The 19,316-nt window shown below is 46.7% G+C and carries 17 protein-coding genes and 1 riboswitch; of the genes, 10 read left to right on the forward strand and 7 right to left on the reverse strand.

The features are described 5' to 3' along the window. Positions 1–128: 128 nt before the first annotated feature. The 4 genes from QUB77_RS22460 to QUB77_RS22475 all read left to right on the forward strand — a co-directional run bounded on the left by QUB77_RS22460 (position 129) and on the right by QUB77_RS22475 (position 3,031). Positions 129–581 (forward strand): hypothetical protein, encoded by a 453-nt coding sequence (locus QUB77_RS22460; RefSeq protein WP_333177609.1) that lies wholly within the window; start codon positions 129–131, stop codon positions 579–581. Between the two features lie 168 nt (positions 582–749). Then, entirely contained in the window at positions 750–1,241 is a 492-nt protein-coding gene (locus QUB77_RS22465; protein WP_333296083.1) for a KGK domain-containing protein, read from the forward strand. 119 nt (positions 1,242–1,360) lie between these two features. Next, a complete protein-coding gene (locus tag QUB77_RS22470; protein WP_015176516.1) occupies positions 1,361–1,537 on the forward strand; it encodes a DUF4089 domain-containing protein in 177 nt (58 codons plus the stop codon). Positions 1,538–1,561: 24 nt separating this feature from the next. Further along, positions 1,562–3,031, forward strand: a complete 1,470-nt coding sequence (locus QUB77_RS22475; protein WP_333177605.1) for an AtzE family amidohydrolase — start codon at positions 1,562–1,564, stop codon at positions 3,029–3,031. 2 nt (positions 3,032–3,033) lie between these two features. On the opposite strand, the gene rpsU is transcribed toward QUB77_RS22475, so the two are convergent. From rpsU to QUB77_RS22495, 4 genes are all read right to left on the reverse strand, one after another. Beyond that, positions 3,034–3,228, reverse strand: a complete 195-nt coding sequence (gene rpsU, locus QUB77_RS22480; RefSeq protein ID WP_006632476.1) for a 30S ribosomal protein S21 — start codon at positions 3,226–3,228, stop codon at positions 3,034–3,036. 173 nt (positions 3,229–3,401) lie between these two features. After that, a protein-coding gene (gene prfB / locus QUB77_RS22485; RefSeq protein WP_333177603.1) for a peptide chain release factor 2 occupies positions 3,402–4,536 on the reverse strand; the annotation gives its coding sequence in 2 pieces (ribosomal slippage) (positions 3,402–4,463 and positions 4,465–4,536; 1,134 coding nt in all). A gap of 107 nt (positions 4,537–4,643) precedes the next feature. Then, entirely contained in the window at positions 4,644–6,230 is a 1,587-nt protein-coding gene (locus tag QUB77_RS22490; RefSeq protein ID WP_333177601.1) for a tetratricopeptide repeat protein, read from the reverse strand. A gap of 243 nt (positions 6,231–6,473) precedes the next feature. After that, positions 6,474–7,202 carry a Bax inhibitor-1 family protein gene (locus tag QUB77_RS22495; protein ID WP_333177599.1) on the reverse strand — a complete coding sequence of 243 codons (729 nt, stop codon included), beginning with the start codon at positions 7,200–7,202 and terminating at the stop codon, positions 6,474–6,476. Between the two features lie 559 nt (positions 7,203–7,761). On the opposite strand from QUB77_RS22495, the gene QUB77_RS22500 reads away from it, so the two are divergent. Next, the gene (locus tag QUB77_RS22500) at positions 7,762–8,091 is read left to right on the forward strand and encodes a PEP-CTERM sorting domain-containing protein (protein WP_333177596.1); all 330 of its coding nucleotides are present in this window, start codon (positions 7,762–7,764) and stop codon (positions 8,089–8,091) included. 82 nt (positions 8,092–8,173) lie between these two features. Here the strand turns inward: QUB77_RS22500 and bchD are convergent, their stop codons facing one another. After that, positions 8,174–10,291 carry a magnesium chelatase ATPase subunit D gene (gene bchD, locus QUB77_RS22505; RefSeq protein WP_333177593.1) on the reverse strand — a complete coding sequence of 706 codons (2,118 nt, stop codon included), beginning with the start codon at positions 10,289–10,291 and terminating at the stop codon, positions 8,174–8,176. Between the two features lie 34 nt (positions 10,292–10,325). Then, positions 10,326–11,609, reverse strand: a complete 1,284-nt coding sequence (locus tag QUB77_RS22510; RefSeq protein WP_333177590.1) for a HAMP domain-containing sensor histidine kinase — start codon at positions 11,607–11,609, stop codon at positions 10,326–10,328. Positions 11,610–11,815: 206 nt separating this feature from the next. Between QUB77_RS22510 and QUB77_RS22515 the strand changes: the two genes are divergently transcribed. Continuing rightward, on the forward strand, positions 11,816–13,153 hold the full coding sequence (locus tag QUB77_RS22515) for an ArsB/NhaD family transporter (protein ID WP_333177588.1): 1,338 nt from the start codon (positions 11,816–11,818) through the stop codon (positions 13,151–13,153). Positions 13,154–13,218: 65 nt separating this feature from the next. On the opposite strand, the gene QUB77_RS22520 is transcribed toward QUB77_RS22515, so the two are convergent. After that, positions 13,219–14,415: a sensor histidine kinase gene (locus tag QUB77_RS22520; RefSeq protein WP_333177586.1), complete on the reverse strand. Its 1,197-nt coding sequence runs from the start codon at positions 14,413–14,415 to the stop codon at positions 13,219–13,221. 170 nt (positions 14,416–14,585) lie between these two features. Next, positions 14,586–14,798: riboswitch (cyclic di-AMP (ydaO/yuaA leader) on the forward strand. Positions 14,799–14,897: 99 nt separating this feature from the next. Between QUB77_RS22520 and ntrB the strand changes: the two genes are divergently transcribed. The 4 genes from ntrB to QUB77_RS22540 all read left to right on the forward strand — a co-directional run bounded on the left by ntrB (position 14,898) and on the right by QUB77_RS22540 (position 19,185). Further along, positions 14,898–15,746: a nitrate ABC transporter permease gene (gene ntrB / locus QUB77_RS22525; protein WP_333177582.1), complete on the forward strand. Its 849-nt coding sequence runs from the start codon at positions 14,898–14,900 to the stop codon at positions 15,744–15,746. Between the two features lie 166 nt (positions 15,747–15,912). Then, positions 15,913–17,343 (forward strand): ABC transporter substrate-binding protein, encoded by a 1,431-nt coding sequence (locus QUB77_RS22530; RefSeq protein ID WP_333177579.1) that lies wholly within the window; start codon positions 15,913–15,915, stop codon positions 17,341–17,343. Positions 17,344–17,513: 170 nt separating this feature from the next. Then, positions 17,514–18,353, forward strand: coding sequence for an ABC transporter ATP-binding protein (locus tag QUB77_RS22535; protein ID WP_333177576.1), 840 nt, complete (start codon positions 17,514–17,516; stop codon positions 18,351–18,353). A 46-nt stretch (positions 18,354–18,399) separates the two neighbouring features. Next, complete coding sequence (locus tag QUB77_RS22540) at positions 18,400–19,185, forward strand: universal stress protein (protein ID WP_333296085.1); 786 nt, start codon at positions 18,400–18,402, stop codon at positions 19,183–19,185. Positions 19,186–19,316 lie beyond the last annotated feature (131 nt).

The raw sequence follows: 19,316 nt of genomic DNA on the forward strand, positions 1-19,316 counted from the left end.
ATTTTTAAAATACGAGCCATAAAACGCACCATCAACGCTACCTCTCTATTATATGCAACTTCACATAAAATTGGTATCAAGCGACAGTATCCCAAAACAGCCCCTAAAAATCTGTAGGTAATCTAGTTATGAAAATTCGTTGTATTGCTAATACGGGTGAATCTCTGCCTGAAACATATATAGATCCGCCACGCGGTTATACTAGAAAAGTTGAGTTGCCACTAACTATAGGCAAGGAATATGTTGTTTATGCTATCCGAGAATGGAAAGGCACTATTTGGTACTACATCTGCAATGATAATTACAGCTATTATCCTATCCATAATCCGGCACCGCTGTTTGAAGTGGTTGACAGTAGGGTTTCTAAGTATTGGCGGTTTGAACTTTCGCCCAATGGTTTGTTAATGATAGCGTTTGAGCAGTGGTTTACTGACCCTTATTTTTATGATAAGCTGACGGATCAGGAAGAGGCGGAGGTTGAGATTTTTGAGAAGGTTAAGGAATTGATGGATGCTGAGAATTTTGCTTTGCCTCCGCTGGATGTTGCAGTTGAGAAGTTGCGGGAAACAGTCAGTGTTTGAGTTGGGAACAAACATCGAACCGGGCTGAGTGTATGAAATCTGCTAAACAAGCAGACATAAAAAAGGTTAAGATAGTTGTATTCCTAGGGTGGACACTCCCACGGGAACATGGGTAACTCCTGCTTCTACACGTATGATATTTAAAGATACATGACAGAATCAAATTTTATGAATGATAAATTTCAACCAATAGAGCGCGATGATGATGTTTTGTTGTTCGACAACAATAATACATTTACAGTTGGCAAGTTTAAGGAGTTAATGAGTAAACAATTTCAGGAAAATTTTTTAATAAGTTATCAAAAGAGACCAGCTTATCGTGGTGATAGTCATGAAGAACGTACTGATATCAAATCAGATTTAAGCACTATTCCATTTGATTCAGGAAGTTTTATATGCAGTGAGATTCAATGGAAATGTATAAAAGCAGTAAATTGTAAACTTCTCAAAGTGGGTTCTGGAGGATGGCAGGAAGGAAAATTGAGAGTGCAGGCAAAAGTGGTAAATTCATATTATGATAATGATGATTATAAAAAATATAACAAAGCGGTTATTGATATATGTATAGAATTCAGTCCTGATCTACCAAATGAACCTATATCACCTCTCGATGATATCAGACAATCCGAGGAATACAAAAAACTGAGCAATAATAACTGACAGCCCGATCGCGATTACAATACAATAATCATCGCACTTATATGGGAAGCTTGAATTTTCAACCGCAGACGGGGACGGATGTACGCGGATGAACGCTGATGTTTTTTTGGGAGGGACTCATGGTAAATGTAGAAGAATATGTCGATCGCACTGCTGAATTGATAAACTTACCCTTAGACCCCGAACATCGGCCCGGTGTTGTGGTAAACTTCGAGAGGATAGCTGCGATCGCCCGACTCGTTACTGAGTTTCCTTTACCCCCAGAAGTAGAAGTCGCGCCGGTGTTTGAACCTTAGATTTTTAACCGCAGATGAGGGCCGATGAACGCAGATGAACGCAGATGTTTTTTAGAGAAGGCTGATGCGGTTGCTACGGCAGCGGCGGTTAAATCGGGTAAGGTTACGGCTACAGTGGCGGTAAATGCTGCTTTGGAACGGATTGCTGTTAAGGATAAAGCTTTTAATTGCTTTACTGCAATCACTGCATCAAGCGCACTCGCAGCAGCCAAAAAAATAGATAATTCCATCGCAAATAACGAAAATCCAGGCCCTTTAGCAGGCGTTCCCTTCGCTGTCAAAAACCTGTTCGACATCGGCGGAATTACCACCCTAGCAGGGTCAAAAATCAACGCTGACAATCCTCCGGCTACCCAGGACGCGGCTGTGGTCGCTAGACTAAAACAAGCTGGGGCTGTCCTCGTAGGTACTCTCAACATGGACGAGTACGCCTACGGTTTCGTCACCGAAAACAGTCACTACGGGCCAACGCACAATCCCCGCGATACTACGCGCATCGCCGGCGGTTCCAGCGGCGGTTCCGCAGCAGCAGTCGCCGCCGGTTTTGTACCCTTCACTCTCGGTTCTGATACTAACGGTTCCATCCGCGTACCGGCTGCTTTGTGCGGTGTCTTTGGGTTTAAGCCTACTTACGGCCGTTTGTCGAGGGCTGGCGCTTATTTATTTTCGAGTAGTTTGGATTGTGTGGGGCCGTTTGGCCGATCGATCAGAGATATGGCGCTGCTGTACGATGTCCTGCAAGGCCCTGATTCTCGTGACCCAGTTTGCACTCAACGCCCGCCAGAACTTTGTTCGCCGCAGTTAAATCAAGGTATCGAAGGATTGCGAATTGCTGTTGCTGACGGCTATTTCGCCACAGGGGCCACACCGGAAGCAATGGATGCTGTAGAAATAGTTGCTAAGGTCTTGACAAATGTCTTGGATTGTGGTAATGACACAGAAAAAACAACAAACCCCCCAAAAATAGGGGGGCTTGCAACTGTCAGCATACCGGAATCCGATCGCGCCCGGGCTGCGGCATTTATCATTACCGCTTGCGAGGGGGGAAACTTGCATTTGGACAATTTGCGATCGCGCCCTCAAGACTTCGATCCTGCCACGCGCGATCGCTTTTTAGCGGGAACCCTGATCCCTGCGACTTGGTACTTGCAAGCCCAGAGATTCAGACAGTGGTACCGCGATCGAATTCGCGAAATATTCCAACACGCAGACATCATCCTCGCCCCCGCAACCCCGATAGCTGCCCCTGAAATTGGCGTCGAGAAAATGGTAATAGCCGGACAAGAAATCTTAGTGCGTCCCAATCTCGGACTGTTCACCCAACCCCTATCATTTATTGGGTTGCCCGTTCTTTGCGTGCCCGTACAGCGGCCCGGCGCTTTGCCCTTGGGGGTACAAATTATTGGTGCTCCCTACAGCGAAGCGGTGATTCTCCGAGTCGCTGCGGTACTTGAATCCCAAGGCCTTGTATCTGCCGAATCAATTGACCCCTAATTCTAGGGTTTGTTGTTGCGGTGAAAGCGTCTCTTAGTCCTTCTGGCAATAGCTTTGCGCTTCTGCTTTTCCAAGGGGGTTTCAAAGTGGCGGTGTTTTCTCATGTCGGGGAAAATACCCGCTTTGGAAACTTGCCGCTTAAACCGTCGCAGGGCTGACTCAATCCCTTCATTTTCGCCTATTACAACTTGGGTCATTATTTCTCCTTAGTGTTTGTCAGATCAAGTTTTATCATATCAAGGTTTTTGGCCGCGCGACCTGTTGAAAGTCGGGCGATCGGCCAAAACCCCAAAATTATACCAAATCCGCTGCCATCACTGCTCTTGATTCTTTAGTTTGCACAGCCCGACTTTGTATGTCAAGGAGCGAATTAGATTCGCGCGGTTGAATCAGTTTGGGCTATCAACTGATTTTCCTGCCGCAGGTAAGCTTGAATAAACGGGTCTAATTCGCCGTTCATTACATCTGCGATGGCGGTTGTTTCCACCCCAGTACGCAAATCCTTCACCATTTGGTATGGGTGAAAAACATAATTGCGAATTTGGTTGCCCCAAGCCGCCTCCACCATATCGCCGCGAATCTCGGCAATTTCCGAAGCCCGCTGTTCCTTAGCAATCACCAACAGCCTAGCCTTGAGTAATGCCAAAGCTTTTTCCTTGTTTTGCAACTGACTGCGTTCTTCAGTGCAACGGACGGCCAAACCGGTAGGAAGGTGAACGATGCGGACTGCGGTTTCTACCTTGTTAACATTTTGCCCGCCCTTGCCACCAGCGCGGGAAGTAGTGACTTCCAAATCTTTTTCGGGAATGTCCAACTGTACGGATCGATCGAGAATTGGCATCACTTCAACGCCTGCAAAACTGGTTTGACGCTTATCGTTAGCGTTAAAAGGCGAAATTCTGACCAAACGGTGAGTGCCTTTTTCTGATCGCATATAACCGTAAGCGTAGCGGCCGACAATTTCCAAAGAAGCCGATTTAACACCTGCTTCCTCTCCCTCGGAAATTTCCATTAAATGTACTTTGTAACCTTGACTTTCCCCCCAGCGGGTGTACATCCGCAGCAGCATTTCGGCCCAATCTTGAGCATCTGTGCCGCCGGCCCCGGCGTTAATTGTCAAAACAGCGCCGCCTTCATCGTAGGGCCCAGATAGTAATTGTTGCAGTTCCCACTGGTCGAGTTCGCGGGTTAACTGAGAAAGACTTGATGAGGCTTCTTGGAACAGGGACTCGTCGGCTTCTAACTCCAGCAGTTCTAAAATAGCTTTAGCATCTTCCAAGCTCGTTTGCCAGCCGCGATATTGGTCTAAATGAGATTTTAAGTCATTCAGTTCTTGGAGAGTTTCTTGAGCTCGATCTTGGTCGTCCCAAAATGCTGGTTGGGCGCAGATTTGCTCTAAGTCTTGAATTTTGGCTGTAAGTGCGGGGATGTCAAAGATAGTCCTGGGTTGTACCCAGTCGATCGGACAATGTTTCGATATTGTGTTTGATGTCTAGAACTTCCACTGTTACTTTTCCTAGTTGTGGGGTGTATTGTTGATTTTAGCTGAAATTTCGACATTTCAGCAATTAATCCGTGTATCCGTGTCTAAATTCGTGTCGTGCCTTCCTTCTTATATATACTGCGAACCTGTTGAATTGAAAGTTTTACCGCATTCGTGAGCGCATACGTCCAACCTTTTAGAACAGGAAAAACTTTTTGTGAGGTCTTCGCGAAACCAATCTCTGGCGATCGCATCTTTCACAGATTGAGTTCTGAGACAATTAAACCCCTTGCCGTACTTTTCAATTAAAGCCAGCATTTGCGGTCTGTAAGTGTGGTTATAAACAGCGTATTTAGTATGACTTACCCAACAACAAGGCCAGAGTTCCGCTTCAAAACTGATAAAAATGTCTTTGCTAGCTTGAGTTTGACAACTAATTTCTACATTTCGGTAGTAATTGTTTAGGCTACCAAATTTTTCTACAGCTTGGATAAATTGGTCTCCCTGGGGATTTTTATATTGTTCCAACGATGGGGGTTGCAGTTCTTCGCTGGCTGGCTTTGATGGGATAGGCTGAGTTTGAGCCGGTGCTTCTTGAGAGGTTTCGATAGCTATAGCTTGATACCAAGCATAATTTGCTTTTTCTGGCTGCCCCAACTGCGTCAACACTTTAGCTAAATTGCGATAAGCTCCGGCAAAATTGGGTTTAAGCTCGATCGCCTTTTGGTAATAAGCACTAGCTGGCTGCCACTGTTGCTGTTGAGCATAAAGACTGCCGACATTAGCATAAACTTCTGGAAAATTAGGCTGAATTTTGAGTGCCTTGGCGTAACAATCTGCTGCTGCTTGCATCTTCCCTAAACCTTGAACAGCATTGCCTAAAGTTTTCCAGGCTGCGGCAAAATTAGGTTGAATTTTTAGGGCTTGTTGGCTGGCTGCGATCGCCTCTGAGAGTTGCCCTTGTTTCAAACATTCCTCAGCTTGTCGGTGGAACTTAAGCGCGGCCTGTTCTTGGTTATGAGGGGCTGATACATTAGTTGTTGCTGGTTGGTTGGGGCGATCGCTCTTAGCGTCTACCTGAGAGTTTTCTGCCTTCTGAGGCTGTTGATTGGCTGCCTCTTTGTCATAAATTTCTTTCGCCACAAAACGAGAGGTAGCTTTCGGTACAAACTCGACAAATCCTAGTTGTTGGGCTAAATCCCGCGCTGCTTCTACTTGGTGCTGGTTGTGTTCAAATATCAAGTAATGCCATACAGCTTTTCCGCCCGCTTGGATAAAGGCATTAACCGACTGCATTATCCTGTCCCAGTTGGTATTTTGGCGGTAGATGCTGTTAGTATCAGCCAAGCCGTCGATACTAAAAGTTACGCTGTCGTTTTCTCCTGTCATCGCCTTGGCCAGGGCTTGCCACCAGTCGGGATTGCGTCCGCTACCATTAGTGTAAAGCCCGATTTGAGGAACTCCCATGCGGTGCCAATATTCGATCGCAGGAATTGTGGTATTGCTAGTCATAGCATCGCCGTAGTTGCCGCACATATACACCAACTCCAACTGAGAGCAAAACTCTTGTGGGAAAATTCTCTCAATATCCTCCATCTTTAATTCTGCCCCCGGCAAAATCGGGTTGCCGGTGCGGGGACACTGGGGACAAGCCGCATTGCACCGGGAGGTAATTTCTACGCTGACTCTCCTGATATCTTCATATTTTAAGTACATGAGTTTTCCTCCCTTAATTTGTGATTAATATTGAAATCGCGATCGACAAAATTAGATAACAAGAGCTTTGATTGACTGATTAAAAAGTAAGATTATACCTTATGCCGGTCGGCTGTGAACATAATATAAGTTTTTTGTATGAGGGACAGAGGAGACGATGACGACTATCTTGGTGGTAAATCTTAATCAAAAACCGCGGCTCGATGTCGATCGAGCCGCGGTTTTTTTAAGCTAAAGTTTCAATTAATCGCGGCCGTTGAGAGCAATCAGCAGGCGCAGAATGAAAATGAACAAGTTGATGTAGGTCAAGTACATTGACAGAGCGGCGGGCAAATACTGATCGTCGCGGTAGCTGCGGGGTAATATGTAAAAATCGACGATCGCAGCGCCGGCAAATATAAACACGCCGATGCCAGAAATGCCAATTTCCAACCAGGTTGGGGTGTAGACGCCAAATAGAGAGAGCAGAAACTGACCGCCAACCACTACCAACAAAGCAATCACACCTAAACTGATAGTTTTGGTGAGGGCCATGCCGTCTTGTTCAGAAAGGTTGGAGCCAATTTGGCGGGCGGCGATAAAGGTAATGCCACATCCGAGGGCTGCAAAAGCGATGCCGGAGATGCCGACGCCTTGGGTTCTGAGGGCTGTAAATACCAATCCGCTGAGGGTGTAGCCGGAAAGCAGGCTGTAGGTTGCCAACAGGGGCAAAGCGGTGTTTTTGTTGCCTTGTTCGGCGGCACCGCGAGCGATGAAGAAGAGAATTAATTCTACGACGATCGCGGCAATGAATGTGGGAAAGAAGATCCCAGGATAGTTGCGGATCACTCCCAGGCCCCCGTAGGTGCCGACAGCAGTTAAGACAAGTCCGCCGCCCACGAAGGGGAGAGCGTTGGAGATGACGTTGGGGCCTACTAGCGCGTGGTTTTTGGCCTCGCGCACGGCTTCGCGGAAATTGCTAGTGTTACTCACGAGGATTTACCTAATTTTGGCTGAGAATTGCTATCTATCATTTTGACAGCTTTACACTTTGTTTGCAAAACCTGAAAGAGTTTAAAGATTTGGTAAAGAACGGGGGTGAAATCACTCCAAAGCAGGGATCGATTGTTTATAATCGACAGCGTACAGGTCTGTGCCGTGTCGCTGTCTCGCACCGTTGCGCGTCGTGGCCAAGCTATAATTGAGTTTAAAGAGCCGATGCTATCTGCGACCAAGGGCTAGCTTAAAGTCGATCAAATCACAGATAGCTGAAGTCAATCAATTTTGGAGGGGGGATTTACGATTGGGGATCATAGAGTATATGCTAGAGGCAGGGGCCACAGTTGATTTTAGGTTTTTGATTTGCGACTTAGTTGAAACTAGGGACCAAAAACTTCAATAAATCTAAATAAAATATAAATATAAATAAAATCTCAAATCTCAAATCTCAAATCGGTTCCGTTAATTACTAAGGTAGCTCAGACAGAGGATACCGAGAAAATTAATGAATAGATCGAGTTCGATCGACAAACTGCTAAATAGGTAATGTCCCATGCCCACCTTTTTTGAGCGAAAATTATTGCCCCCTACAGCCGGGCTTTTATTGGCTGCCGCCGCCGTTATTTCCGGCGGTCAAGCTGCCCTTGCAGCTAATGTCCAAGCCGTTTCTACCGCTGCTTTAGGGCAGGGTTCAGAATATTGGCTGCTCGCGGATAATAGCGGTCAACTCCCCCAAGGTACAACTTCTTCAACCCCCAACCGAGGGACGGAAAACCGCGTACCTCTGCCCGTAAGAATTCCTGAGCCTTCGACGGTGGTAGGGTTGGGTTTAGTTGCGGGTTCGCTGGCGCTGAGTCGCCGGAGAGTGAGAGTTAAAAATTAGACTTTTGGCCAAAAGTCTAATTTTTGGATTTTTAACCGCAGATAAACGCGAGTAAACGCAGATAAATGTGGCTATCAGGATTTTAGCCGATCGCGTCGCGCAGAGCATTTTTAGTCATAGCTGCGATCGACTGTTCGGTAGCTTTCGGCAAGTGATAGTATTTCCCTCCAGAAGTCTTGGCCAATTCCTTCGCAAAGCCAGTCGAAATAAACTTGCTCTCGGTATCAATCACCAGCAACTGCATTCCCAACCCACGAATTTTGGCAGCAATTTCTAACAATTCCTTTTTAATATCAGGCTTTTCTCCATCTACAATCGGTTCGCCCAAAGAACGAGCCAAAGGAATATTGCCGCGTCCGTCGGTAATGGCGACAATCGCAACTTGACCGATATCTCCAGACTGCCGCGCGTTGACTCCCACCCGCACTGCTTGAGTCAAACCGTGGGCTAGGGGAGAACCGCCACCGCAGGGCAACCGTTCCAAACGCTTGCGGGCCAAAGCTATCGAGCGAGTCGGCGGTAGCAGCACTTCTGCTTGTTCTCCGCGAAAGGGAATCAGAGCAACTTGGTCGCGGCTTTGATAAGCTTCTGTGAGTAGCTGCATGACTGCACCTTTGGCCGACTGCATTCGGTTGAGGGCCATCGAACCGGAGGCATCGACGACAAATACGACTAAAGCTCCAGCTTTTCTGGCCAAGCGCTTCGCTCGAATGTCTCCCTGTTCCACAAATACACGGCGCTGAACCCCCCCTTGGCCCCCATTGTTAAGGGGGGGTTGGGGGGGGTTAGAATTCCTATCGCGGCGGGCTTTTTGGTAGGGTGCGGCGGATCTGAGGGTGGCGTCAACGGCGATGCGGCGGACGGGGCCTTTGGGCAATACTGGCTTGACGTAACGGCCTCTATCTTCCGAGAAAATGGTGCTGCGGCTGCCCGATTTGCCTTGGCGGCTGGCAGCTTGGGCGAAGAAAAGCACGCTGGGGTCGAGAATTACGCCTTCGGGGTCGAAGAGAAATTCTTCGGGAATGGTATCTTTTTCTGGTTCTTCTTCGGGTTCCGGGTTGTCTTCATCCTCTTGGTCTTCTTCGTCTTCTTGCTCGTTTTCTGGTTCGTCTTGTTCTTGTTCAGACTGCTTTTGGGGAGGCGGTGGGGGGGGAGGAGGAGGAGAGTTTTCGTCGTCTGGGGGAGTTTGGATGATGGTGGCGCGGGGTACGATGACTAATTCTACGGCGCGGCGCAGGTCTTCGGCGTTAACTTCTGTGCGTCCTTCGATGGCGGCGGCGGCTTTGGCGACGCGGACTGCGAATATTTCGGCGCGGTGTCCTTGAACGCCGCCCCGGATGGCTTCTTCTACTAGGTAGGCAATTTGTTCGCGTTTAATGCTGACATCTTTGAGCCATTCTCTGGCTAGGATGATTTGGGTTTTGAGGTTGTCGGTGTCTTCGGCGTATTGATTGAGAAATTCTTGGGGGGAGCTGGAGTAGGATAAAGCTTGTTCTACTGCATAGACTCTTTCTTCTATTTCGAGTGCTGCGTCGGCTGAAAGTACGATCGCGATGCGATCGAGCAAATGTTCTCTCAGCGGCCCTTCTTCGGGGTTGTAGGTGGCGATAAATAAAGGTTTGCAGGGGTGTTGAAAGCTGATGCCTTCGCGTTCTATTTGGTTGCGCCCTTCGGTTAATACTGTTAGCAATTGGTTGGAAATATTGTCATCGAGGAGGTTGATTTCGTCTACATAAAGTACCCCTCGATTTGCTTGAGCTAAGAGTCCGGGTTGAAATACGGTTTGGCCGAATTTTACTGATTGTTCGACATCGACTGAACCTAAGAGTCTGTCTTCTGTGACACCCAAAGGAATTTGAATGAATGGTGTGGGAATTATTTCAGTAGTTAAGGAATTAGTATCGGTGGTGTGGGCATCTTGCCCGCCATTTTCTGGTAACAAGCCTGATGCTTGTTCTGCAAGAATTTCATTAGGTTCGGCGTTGCAAAAAGAATCTTTAACAATTTCAATGGGTGGCAGTAAGGAGTGCAAGGCGCGGGCCATTACTGATTTTGCTGTACCGCGGCGGCCTGCGATCGCAACTCCTCCCAATCCGGGATCGACTGCTGCTAACAGCAGGGCTAATTTGATTGCTTCTTGCCCGACTACGGCGGTGAGGGGAAAGGCTGTGATGGAAGGGCTAAGGTTGGCTGCGGGCATAGGATTTTCGGATGTAAAAATTTGAACTTAATGTTTAGCTTACTTCTTGGAGTATTTTAACTTCTTGGGGCAGAATCACGGTAAAAGTTGAGCCTACTCCTATTTCTGATACTAACTCGATTTTGCCTTGCAGCAGCGTGACGAGCCGCGATACTATTGCTAATCCCAGGCCAGTGCTTTCGGTGGGAAAGAGCTGTTTGCCGACTTCTCCTGCTTGAAAGAAGGGGTCAAAGATGCGCTTTGTATCTTCGGGGGCAATGCCAATGCCGGTATCTGTAATTGCGATCGCCCACTTTCCTTCTCCAGCAGGGTGGCAACTTAATTCGATGCTACCAGATTCTGTATAGCGAATGGCATTGCTCAGCAGGTTGGTCAGAATTTGTTGCAGCCGCTGTGCGTCAGCGATTACTTGTCTTGGGGCGCAGTCGCTGGTAACAGTGAGCTGTAATCCTTTAGCATCAGCAATTGGCTGCATCATTTCTACTACGGTGTTAATTACTGATTGTACATTAGTTCGCTGCAGGTTAAGTTTAATTTTGCCGGCATCGGCGCGAGAAAGTTCTAGTGTGTCATTAATCATGCGAAGCAAGTGTCTGCCGTTGCGCAATACTCGCTCAATGTGTTCGATGCCGGGGAGGGTATCTTTGACTTGAGATTGCCATTTTTCTTTTCGCAGAAATAGTTCGGAATAACCAATAATTGAGTTGAGAGGAGTTTTGAGTTCGTGAGCCAAATGGTAGACGTTTTCTTGATGGACGCTGACCAGGCGAGAGAGTTCTTGATTGGTGAGTTGTAACTGAGTTTGGATTTGTTGAAGTTCCTGCAGCCTCTGAGCGACGTAGCTGTTGAAACACTGGGCAATTGCTTCGTCTAGTACGGCATCTATCAGCCTAAAAGCTCTGAATACGTCGGCGGTGGTTCCTGCTAGCAATTCTGATTCTAATTGCGAGAATATTACTTGACGCAATAAGTGGTATTCCTGGGCTACTTCTGCAGCATCGTAGCCTTGTTCTGCTCTGAGAAAGCCGTGATCTAAACTGGCTTCAATTAATAGTTTTATTTCGCTGTTTTGATATTGGGAAAGCACTGTGGCCATCGCCGCCAGCAGGTGAGGTATGTGATTTTCGATTGCTGAGTGCGGTAAGGCGTCAGCGCTTTCAATTTTCCGATCCTGACGAACTGCTTCAATCCAGTTCTGGACGATAATATCGGTTTTTTCGGCGAGCACTTGGCTGTAGTCCATAATGTCTGCGTGGGGGTTGAGTTTGGCAGAGATTGCCCATGCTTCATTGTAGTTGAGCGATCGCCCGATCGTCATACCAAACTTCTGGCGATCGCGACCCTGCCAAAAGAAGTAGTTTTGATGTAATTTTTTCCCCGTGCCGGATCTCTCTCTAGGCGTCGATCCCAGCTTATTGCTACAATCATCAGCCGTTCAACCTATTGACAGAAGAGCCATAAAGTAGTACATTGCCTCACACTAATAGTTTTTAATTTTAATTTTTAATTTTTTCAGGGGACTAAATGGAAAACGTGCAAGCTGCGATCGCTGCAACAACATTTATATGTGTAATTTTCTTAATAATTACAGAATGGATACACCTGACAGTTGCGGCATTTCTGGGAGCAGTGATTCTGGTTTTTACCCACGTGATGACATTAAACAACGCGATCGAATATATCGGTCGAAGTCACGCCACGCTGGGCTTATTTTTCGGAGTCATGGTAATGGTGAGAGCCTTTGAGCCTACCAAAGTATTTGAATACTTGGCAACTCAAATTGTGCTTTTGGCTAAAGGCAAAGGCAAAAATCTATTGCTGGGTATTGTCGCGATTACTACCCCCATTTGTGCTGTTTTGCCCAATGCCACGACAGTCATGCTGCTAGCACCATTACTTCCGCCAATGGCAGAAGAAGTGGGTGTAGATTTTGTGCCGTTACTGATTTTAATGGTATTTGTAGCTAACAGTTCGGGACTGCTGACCATCGTGGGCGATCCGGCGACATTCATTGTCGGCGATGCTATTAACATGAGCTTTGCAGATTACCTGGTAAAGTTAAGTTTGGGCGGGGCAATTGCCGTAGGAGTGATAGTAGTTATGTTGCCTTGGCTGTTCCGCGAAATTTGGAACAAAAAATTAGACGATTTGGAACATTTGCCGCACCCAAAAATCAATCACCCACGAGTCTTAGCAGTGGGCGGTGTAATTATAGCTTTTGTGCTGACATTTTTTGTAATAGGAGAGTCTCTGCCCGTCCCTATTTCACCGGCAGCGGTTGCTTTGTTGGGGGCTGCTTTGGCAATGCTTTTAGCTCACCATTCCCAAATTGATTCTGTTAATAATATTTTGCGGGATTTAGATTGGAGCACGCTGCTATTTTTTATGTCTATCTTTGTGCTGATTGGCGGTTTGGAAAAAACCGGAGTTATCGGCAGTATATCTGGCATATTAGCAGTGATTTTAGGTAAAAATATTTTTCTGGGTTCTTTAGTTTTGTTATTTTTTGTGGGTTTGATGTCGAGCGTGGTGCCAAATATTCCGTTGGTAGTGGCGATGGTGCCACTGCTAAAACAGTATGTTGTCAATATCGGGCTCGCACCGACAGAGGTGCTGGCTCCCGATTTTGCAGGGCAGTTTCCACCTGTTGTGCTGCCACTGTTTTATGCGATGATGTACGGAGCAACTTTAGGCGGAAATGGCACTTTGGTAGGAGCTTCTTCTAATATAGTGGCCGCGGGAATTTCTGAACTGCACGGGCGCCGGATTTCTTTTCAAACTTTTCTGCGTTACGGGCTGCCTGTGATGGCGGTTCAATTGGTGGCTGCGGCTCTTTATGTAACTATTCGGTTTCTGATTTGAAGAAGTAATTAGTCATTAGTTGGCAGTCAACAGTCAACAGTCAACAGTCAACAGTCAACAGTAATCTAAACTTCATCCAATTCTAAGGGGAAAATTACAGTGAAGGAGGAGCCAACTCCTACTTCAGAAACTAATTCGATTTTACCTTGCAATAGCTTGACTAATCGAGCGACAATTGCTAGCCCTAAGCCGGTACTGTCAGGAATGCCAGAGCTTAGGGAGTTGTCGGCTCGAAAATAGGGTTGAAAAATCCGCTCGCAGTCTTCGGGAGCAATGCCAATTCCTGTATCTGAGACAGTTACTGTCCAATATTTATCTGGCAAAAGTTCGCTTTTTATTGTAACAGTACCGGCTGTGGTGTAGCGAATGGCGTTGCTGGTTAAGTTTGTGATAATTTGCTGCAAGCGCAAGCAATCTGTCACCACTTGATCGTCTGAGAGATGGCACTCAACAGCTATCTCTAAACCTTTGGCTTTCGCTAAAGGCTCGATTATTTCAACAACCGTGGCGAGTACATCTGGCAGTCTGATTGGAGCTAGCTGTAACTTTATTTGTCCGGCTTCGTACCGCGAAATTTCCAGAGTATCGTTAATCAATCTCAGCAACAGTCTGCCGCTGTTGAGGACTCTATCAATATGTCCTATATTGGGAACAGAACCTTTAATTTCGGAATAATTTTGTTGCTGTCGCAAAAACAAATCTGAGTAGCCGATAATAGAGGTGAGGGGAGTTTTTAATTCGTGAGCTAAGTGAGATAAATTTTCTTGATTTGCGCGAACTAAGCGAGTCAGTTCTTGATTTGTAAGTTGCAATTGGTTTTGCAAATCCTTTAGTTCTTGGAATCTTTCCTGGGTAAAGGTTTGGAAACATTTAGCAATTACTTCGTCGAGGGCCGTGTCAATTAAGCGGTAAGCTCGGTTCACTTCAGCGGCTGAGCCTTTTAGCAATTCTGGCTCTAAAGCCTCGAAAATTACCCTCCGCAGCAAGCGGTATTCCCGCGCAATTTCTTCGGCGTCGTAGCCTTGTTTTGCCCTGAGAGTTCCGTGTTCTAAACTTTTTTCTACGAGTGTGTGAATGTCGCTCTCTTGAGATTGAGAAAGCATGGTTACGATCGCTTGCAGTACCATTGGAACGCTGTCGCGCACGCCATTGTAGGTGAGTTCTTTAGCGCTTTCGAGTTGGTCGTCGGAGCGTACAGCTTCGATCCAGTTTTGTATAATTGTGTCGATTCGATCTTGCAGCGCGAGGCTAAAGTCTCTCATGGCTCAAGTAGAGAAATAAGTGGGCGATCGCATTTTATCTCTCTAGGTGAGTTTAATAATTAACTTTTTGAATTTTCTCTCAACTTTTGATCTTCGCCGATCGCCAATAGCTACTCCTAAAGACCTATTGACAAACTTAAATGCTGGTGCTACCTTATGTTAAATTGGCTTAAAAAGTCAAGCCTAATCCAGCACTGCGCGATCAAACCAAGCGTGTGGCTGGAGCGGAGGAACCAATTTTCGGGGCGAATCTCTACAGAATTAAAAATCAAAGTTAAAAATTGCCAAATTTGAGTGTAATTTTTGATTTTGAAATCTAAGGAGAAGGACATCTCTCAGTCCTAGCCCGTCAGCTAACTTCGCAGGCATTGAGAAGAGACTGAAAAGCCAACTTTCTGAACAAGATAGTTTGGCTTCGTCAGTGTCTCAGGTTGGTATTGTTCAAGATTCTTGTACCTGCCCTGACTCTGAAGGAGATTGAAATGTTCATACAGCTTAATTTATCTGCGCTCGCAGTTGCAGGAGTTGCAACGTGGAAGCGTGTAAAACCCGTTGTCATCCGAGATGCTGTTTTGTTACCTGCTGCGGGTTTTTTGGGAATTCTTGGTGTGTGGTGGATTGTTGCCAGCTTCAACAGCGATTTGATTCCCACTCCCTATCAGGCGTTAATCGCTAATTTAGATTACATATTCCATCCATTTTATCAGCGCGGGCCTGGAGATTTAGGCATTGGCTGGCTGCTGCTAGCGAGTTTGCGACGGGTGTTGGTGGGATTTTTCCTGGGTGCAGCAGTTGCGATTCCCGTGGGATTTACGATCGGGATGTCGAAACCGGCAATGATGGCGCTCAATCCGCTGATTCAAATCTTCAAACCGGTGTCGCCGCTAGCTTGGCTGCCGATAGCTTTATCGATTTTTAATTTAGCAGAGCCCTCGGCAATTTTTGTCATATTCATCACGTCTTTGTGGCCGACAATTATCAACACAGCTTTGGGAGTTTCTAGCGTTTCCCAGGATTATCTGGATGTGGCGCAAGTGTTGGAAATGCCGCGCTGGAGGCGGATTACCAAGATAATTTGGCCGGCGAGTTTGCCATACATTTTTACAGGTTTGCGGATTAGTTTAGGGATTGCTTGGCTGGTGATTGTGGCGGTGGAAATGCTGACAGGCGGTGTGGGAATTGGCTTTTTTGTCTGGGATGAGTGGAGCCGTTTGAATCTGAGCTCAGTATTTTTAGCGGTGTTTGTAATTGGCATAACTGGATTGTTGCTCGACGCAGCAGTTGACAAAATTCAGGAATTAGTAACGCATCGATCGATCAAGAGTCATTAATCATCAGTCATCAGTCATCAGTCATCCTCATCTCTTGACATGATCGGCGTTTATCTGTGTTTATCTGCCTTAAATCTGCGGTTGCTCTATCGAGGGAAGATTTATGCAATTTCTCGTCTATTAGTCATTGCCAATCTAAAATCTAAAATCTAAAATCTAAAATGGTATGAGTGACAAGTTTTCCAATGAATGGAAGCGCCGAGAGTTTTTGCAAGGAATGGGCTCGGTGGCGGCGGGAATGGCTTTATCGGGTTGTGGAATTAGCGCGGATCGATCGGCAAAAGGACTCACAGAAGAAGCCTCAGCCGTAAAGCCGGTTGTCGATTCCCGAACCTTAGAAAAACCAAATTTAACCGTAGGATACGTGCCGGTTAACGATTGTGCACCATTTGCGATCGCATGGAAAAAAGGCTTTTTCCGCAAATACGGTTTAAACGTCCAACTCAACCGCGAAGCAAGCTGGGCAACCTCCCGCGACGGCGTAATCTTCGGCCGCCTCGACGCCTCCCCAGTCGTATCCGGCGCCGTCACAAACGCCCGAATTGGCGCCGAAGGAGCGCGCCACGCACCCCTGTGCGCGGCAATGACAATTCACCGCCACGGCAACGCCATGACGATGAACAAAGCTATGTGGGATTCCGGTTTACGCCCGTGGCACGAATACAACGGCAATTTAGAAGAATTTGGCAAACAATTTCGAGCCTTTTTTGACAGTCAGCCAGCGGAAAAAAGGGTTTGGGCAGTGGTTCTAAGTTCTGCAATTTACGAATACTTTGTCCGCTACATATCGGCGGCTGCCGGTGTCGATCCGTTCAAAGAATTTCGGGTAATTATTGTGCCGCCGCCGCAGATGGTAACTAATATCAGGATTGGCGCGATGCAGGCTTACATGGTGGCCGAACCTTGGAATACGCGGGCAATTCAAGGCAATTTGGGAGTGGGTTTTACCTTCGTGCAAGGGAAGGAAGTTTGGCTGGGACATCCCGATCGCCTTTTGGGAGTAATGCAATCATTCATTGATGAAAATCCGAAGACTTATTACTCGCTGGTTAAGGCAATGGTGGAAGCTTGTCAGTATTGCAGCAAGCCGGAAAATCGCAGTGAAATATCGGCGCTGCTGACTGAGCGATCGTTTACGGGGGCGAGACCGAAAAAAGGGGCGATCGACAAATTTACGCGACCGGCCATAGTTGGCGACTACAACTATGGAGGGTTTGACGAAAAAGAGCGCACCATACAATCCGAAGATGCAACTATTTTCTATGACATTCCTAAGAATTTGCCTCAAATACCCGGAAATCATTCAACATTTATGTGGCAGTCTCAGAGTATTTGGTTGATGACTCAAGCCGCTCGCTGGGGACAGATTAAAGAAGTGCCAAAAAATGCTGAGGAATTAGCTAGAAAAGCTTGGAGAACCGACCTTTACCGCAAGATTGTTGCCGAAATGGGAATCGATTGTCCCCCGGAAGATTACCAAGTGGAACCTGCGGAACTTTTCATTGATAAAAAGGCATTCGATCCTAGCGATCCGGTGGGTTATTTGAATAGTTTTGAAATTCGAGCCAACCGCCCTAAGTCTTTTTTTCAGTCTTAATTTCTACAGTCCTGGGCGCAGAAGCTAAGGGAGCATCCCAAGTAGGGTGCGCAGTGCGCACCGGTGCGCACTGCGCACCCTACATATAGAGGTTATGCGTCCAGCACCTTACCGCTTGCGCAACCGCAAGAAAATCAAATTAACACTTTACTAAGTTTTAGGAGAATACCGTGACTCAATACTTTTCTACTTCAACTCAAACCAACGACCGAGTTAACAGCCAATCTCACTTTCTGGAAATAGAGAATTTGTTCAAGTCTTACAAAAATGGTGACGGTACAGAATTTAGCGTCTTGGAAAATATCAATTTAAGTATTGGAGAAAACGAATTTATTTCGGTAATCGGTCACTCTGGCTGTGGCAAATCAACGCTGCTAAAAATAGTGGCTGGTTTGGAAAGACAGAGCGGGGGAATGGTGACACTGGAAGGAAAAGAAATTCGCAAACCAGGAGCCGATCGCATGATGGTATTCCAGCACTACGGATTGCTGCCTTGGCTGACGGTGCGGGAAAATATTCGGCTGGCAGTTGATGAAGTTTTGCAAAGTCTTAGCCGTGCCGAGAAGATTAGTCTTGTCAACGAACACCTCGCAATGGTAAACTTAACATCGGCAGCCGATAAATATCCAGACGAAATTTCAGGGGGCATGAAACAGCGGGTTGGGATTGCGCGAGCTTTGGCGATTCGACCGAAAATGTTATTAATGGACGAACCGTTTGGAGCGCTGGATGCTCTGACCCGCGGCAAGTTGCAGAAACAGGTGCTGGATATCTGGGAAAATCACAGACAAGCTGCAATGATGATTACTCACGATGTGGATGAAGCTATCTATATGTCCGATCGCATTGTGCTGATGACAAACGGCCCGGCTGCGACGATAGGAGAAATTTTGTCAGTGCCGTTTGCGCGCCCGCGCGATCGCCACGAGTTGCGGGAATCCCAGGAGTATTACGAACTCCGCAACTATGCTTTGAATTTTCTCGATCGCTACTTTACCCAAGACGAATAACGCCCGACGGACAGACCAAACAATTCACTTAAGAGAGGTCAAGCCTGTGAAGCTCAAAACAATGTTAGCGCGTTTTGAAAGTGCCTTGGGATACCAAAATTTAGCAGAAGAAATGGTGTTGCTGCCGGAGCCAAAAGTACCGATTTCTAAGAAATCCCAATCTCCAAAACAGGCAAAAACAATCAATTTTATTGTCGGTTACAACAGTTCTCCCCAAAGTCAAATAGCTCTGGATATTACCCTTTGGATGGCGCATCAAACTCGTTTCGTAACAACTAAAGAAGTCACGGTTCAAGTAGTCTACGTGATCGACGAATCGTCAAAAAGTTACCGCGAAGATACTTGCCAAGTTGCTGTAGCAAATGCCTTGGCTGCACAGCAGGAAGTATCTGATTTAGAGGAAACATTCGCCCTTAATTGTGCAGCACCTGCGCTCGCTTTACCAACCGAAATCCCATCAATCTCCCAGCACAAAAATTGGATAGAGCCTCATTATTTACAAGCAATTTATGGTCAAAATAATGAGTACGAGGTAGCAGATAAATTGCTGTGGCAAGCGCGCTGTTTGGCCCAGGAGTGGCGCGGTTTATTCAAAGCTCATTTACGCATCGGGCGGGTTGCTACAGAACTGAGAAATGTGGTTGAATTAGAATCAGCAAATTTACTGTTTTTGGGCTGTGGTTCTGGCAACCATCGGCTGGTGAGGGAACTAGGCAATAATTTTCCGTGCTGCGTACTCGGGATTCCTTCGGCACTCAGCTATCAGATGGATTTTCAGCCTGAAGAAAGTTTGAGCAAGTTACAGTTGGCGACAACGATACCTGCACGTTAAACTTGTTCAGCACTTACGCAAAACTTCTATATGTAAGGTGCGCACTGCGCACCCTACCGCTATAGTAAGGTGCGCACTGCGCACCCTACGGCTATAATTCGCGCCCCAAACCTTTTTTTTGCCTTAGTCCT

The sequence above is a fragment of the Microcoleus sp. AT9b-C3 genome, assembly GCF_036705485.1.
GTDB lineage: Bacteria > Cyanobacteriota > Cyanobacteriia > Cyanobacteriales > Microcoleaceae > Microcoleus.

Coding starts and splice junctions, on each gene's coding strand:
- QUB77_RS22515 (WP_333177588.1), top strand. CDS start 11,816: ATGGAAAACGTGCAAGCTGCGATCGCTGCAACAACATTTATATGTGTA.
- rpsU (WP_006632476.1), bottom strand. CDS start 3,228: ATGACCCAAGTTGTAATAGGCGAAAATGAAGGGATTGAGTCAGCCCTG.
- QUB77_RS22490 (WP_333177601.1), bottom strand. CDS start 6,230: ATGTACTTAAAATATGAAGATATCAGGAGAGTCAGCGTAGAAATTACC.
- QUB77_RS22500 (WP_333177596.1), top strand. CDS start 7,762: ATGCCCACCTTTTTTGAGCGAAAATTATTGCCCCCTACAGCCGGGCTT.
- QUB77_RS22520 (WP_333177586.1), bottom strand. CDS start 14,415: ATGAGAGACTTTAGCCTCGCGCTGCAAGATCGAATCGACACAATTATA.
- QUB77_RS22475 (WP_333177605.1), top strand. CDS start 1,562: ATGAACGCAGATGAACGCAGATGTTTTTTAGAGAAGGCTGATGCGGTT.
- QUB77_RS22465 (WP_333296083.1), top strand. CDS start 750: ATGAATGATAAATTTCAACCAATAGAGCGCGATGATGATGTTTTGTTG.
- QUB77_RS22470 (WP_015176516.1), top strand. CDS start 1,361: ATGGTAAATGTAGAAGAATATGTCGATCGCACTGCTGAATTGATAAAC.
- QUB77_RS22460 (WP_333177609.1), top strand. CDS start 129: ATGAAAATTCGTTGTATTGCTAATACGGGTGAATCTCTGCCTGAAACA.
- QUB77_RS22510 (WP_333177590.1), bottom strand. CDS start 11,609: ATGACGATCGGGCGATCGCTCAACTACAATGAAGCATGGGCAATCTCT.
- QUB77_RS22530 (WP_333177579.1), top strand. CDS start 15,913: ATGAGTGACAAGTTTTCCAATGAATGGAAGCGCCGAGAGTTTTTGCAA.
- ntrB (WP_333177582.1), top strand. CDS start 14,898: ATGTTCATACAGCTTAATTTATCTGCGCTCGCAGTTGCAGGAGTTGCA.
- bchD (WP_333177593.1), bottom strand. CDS start 10,291: ATGCCCGCAGCCAACCTTAGCCCTTCCATCACAGCCTTTCCCCTCACC.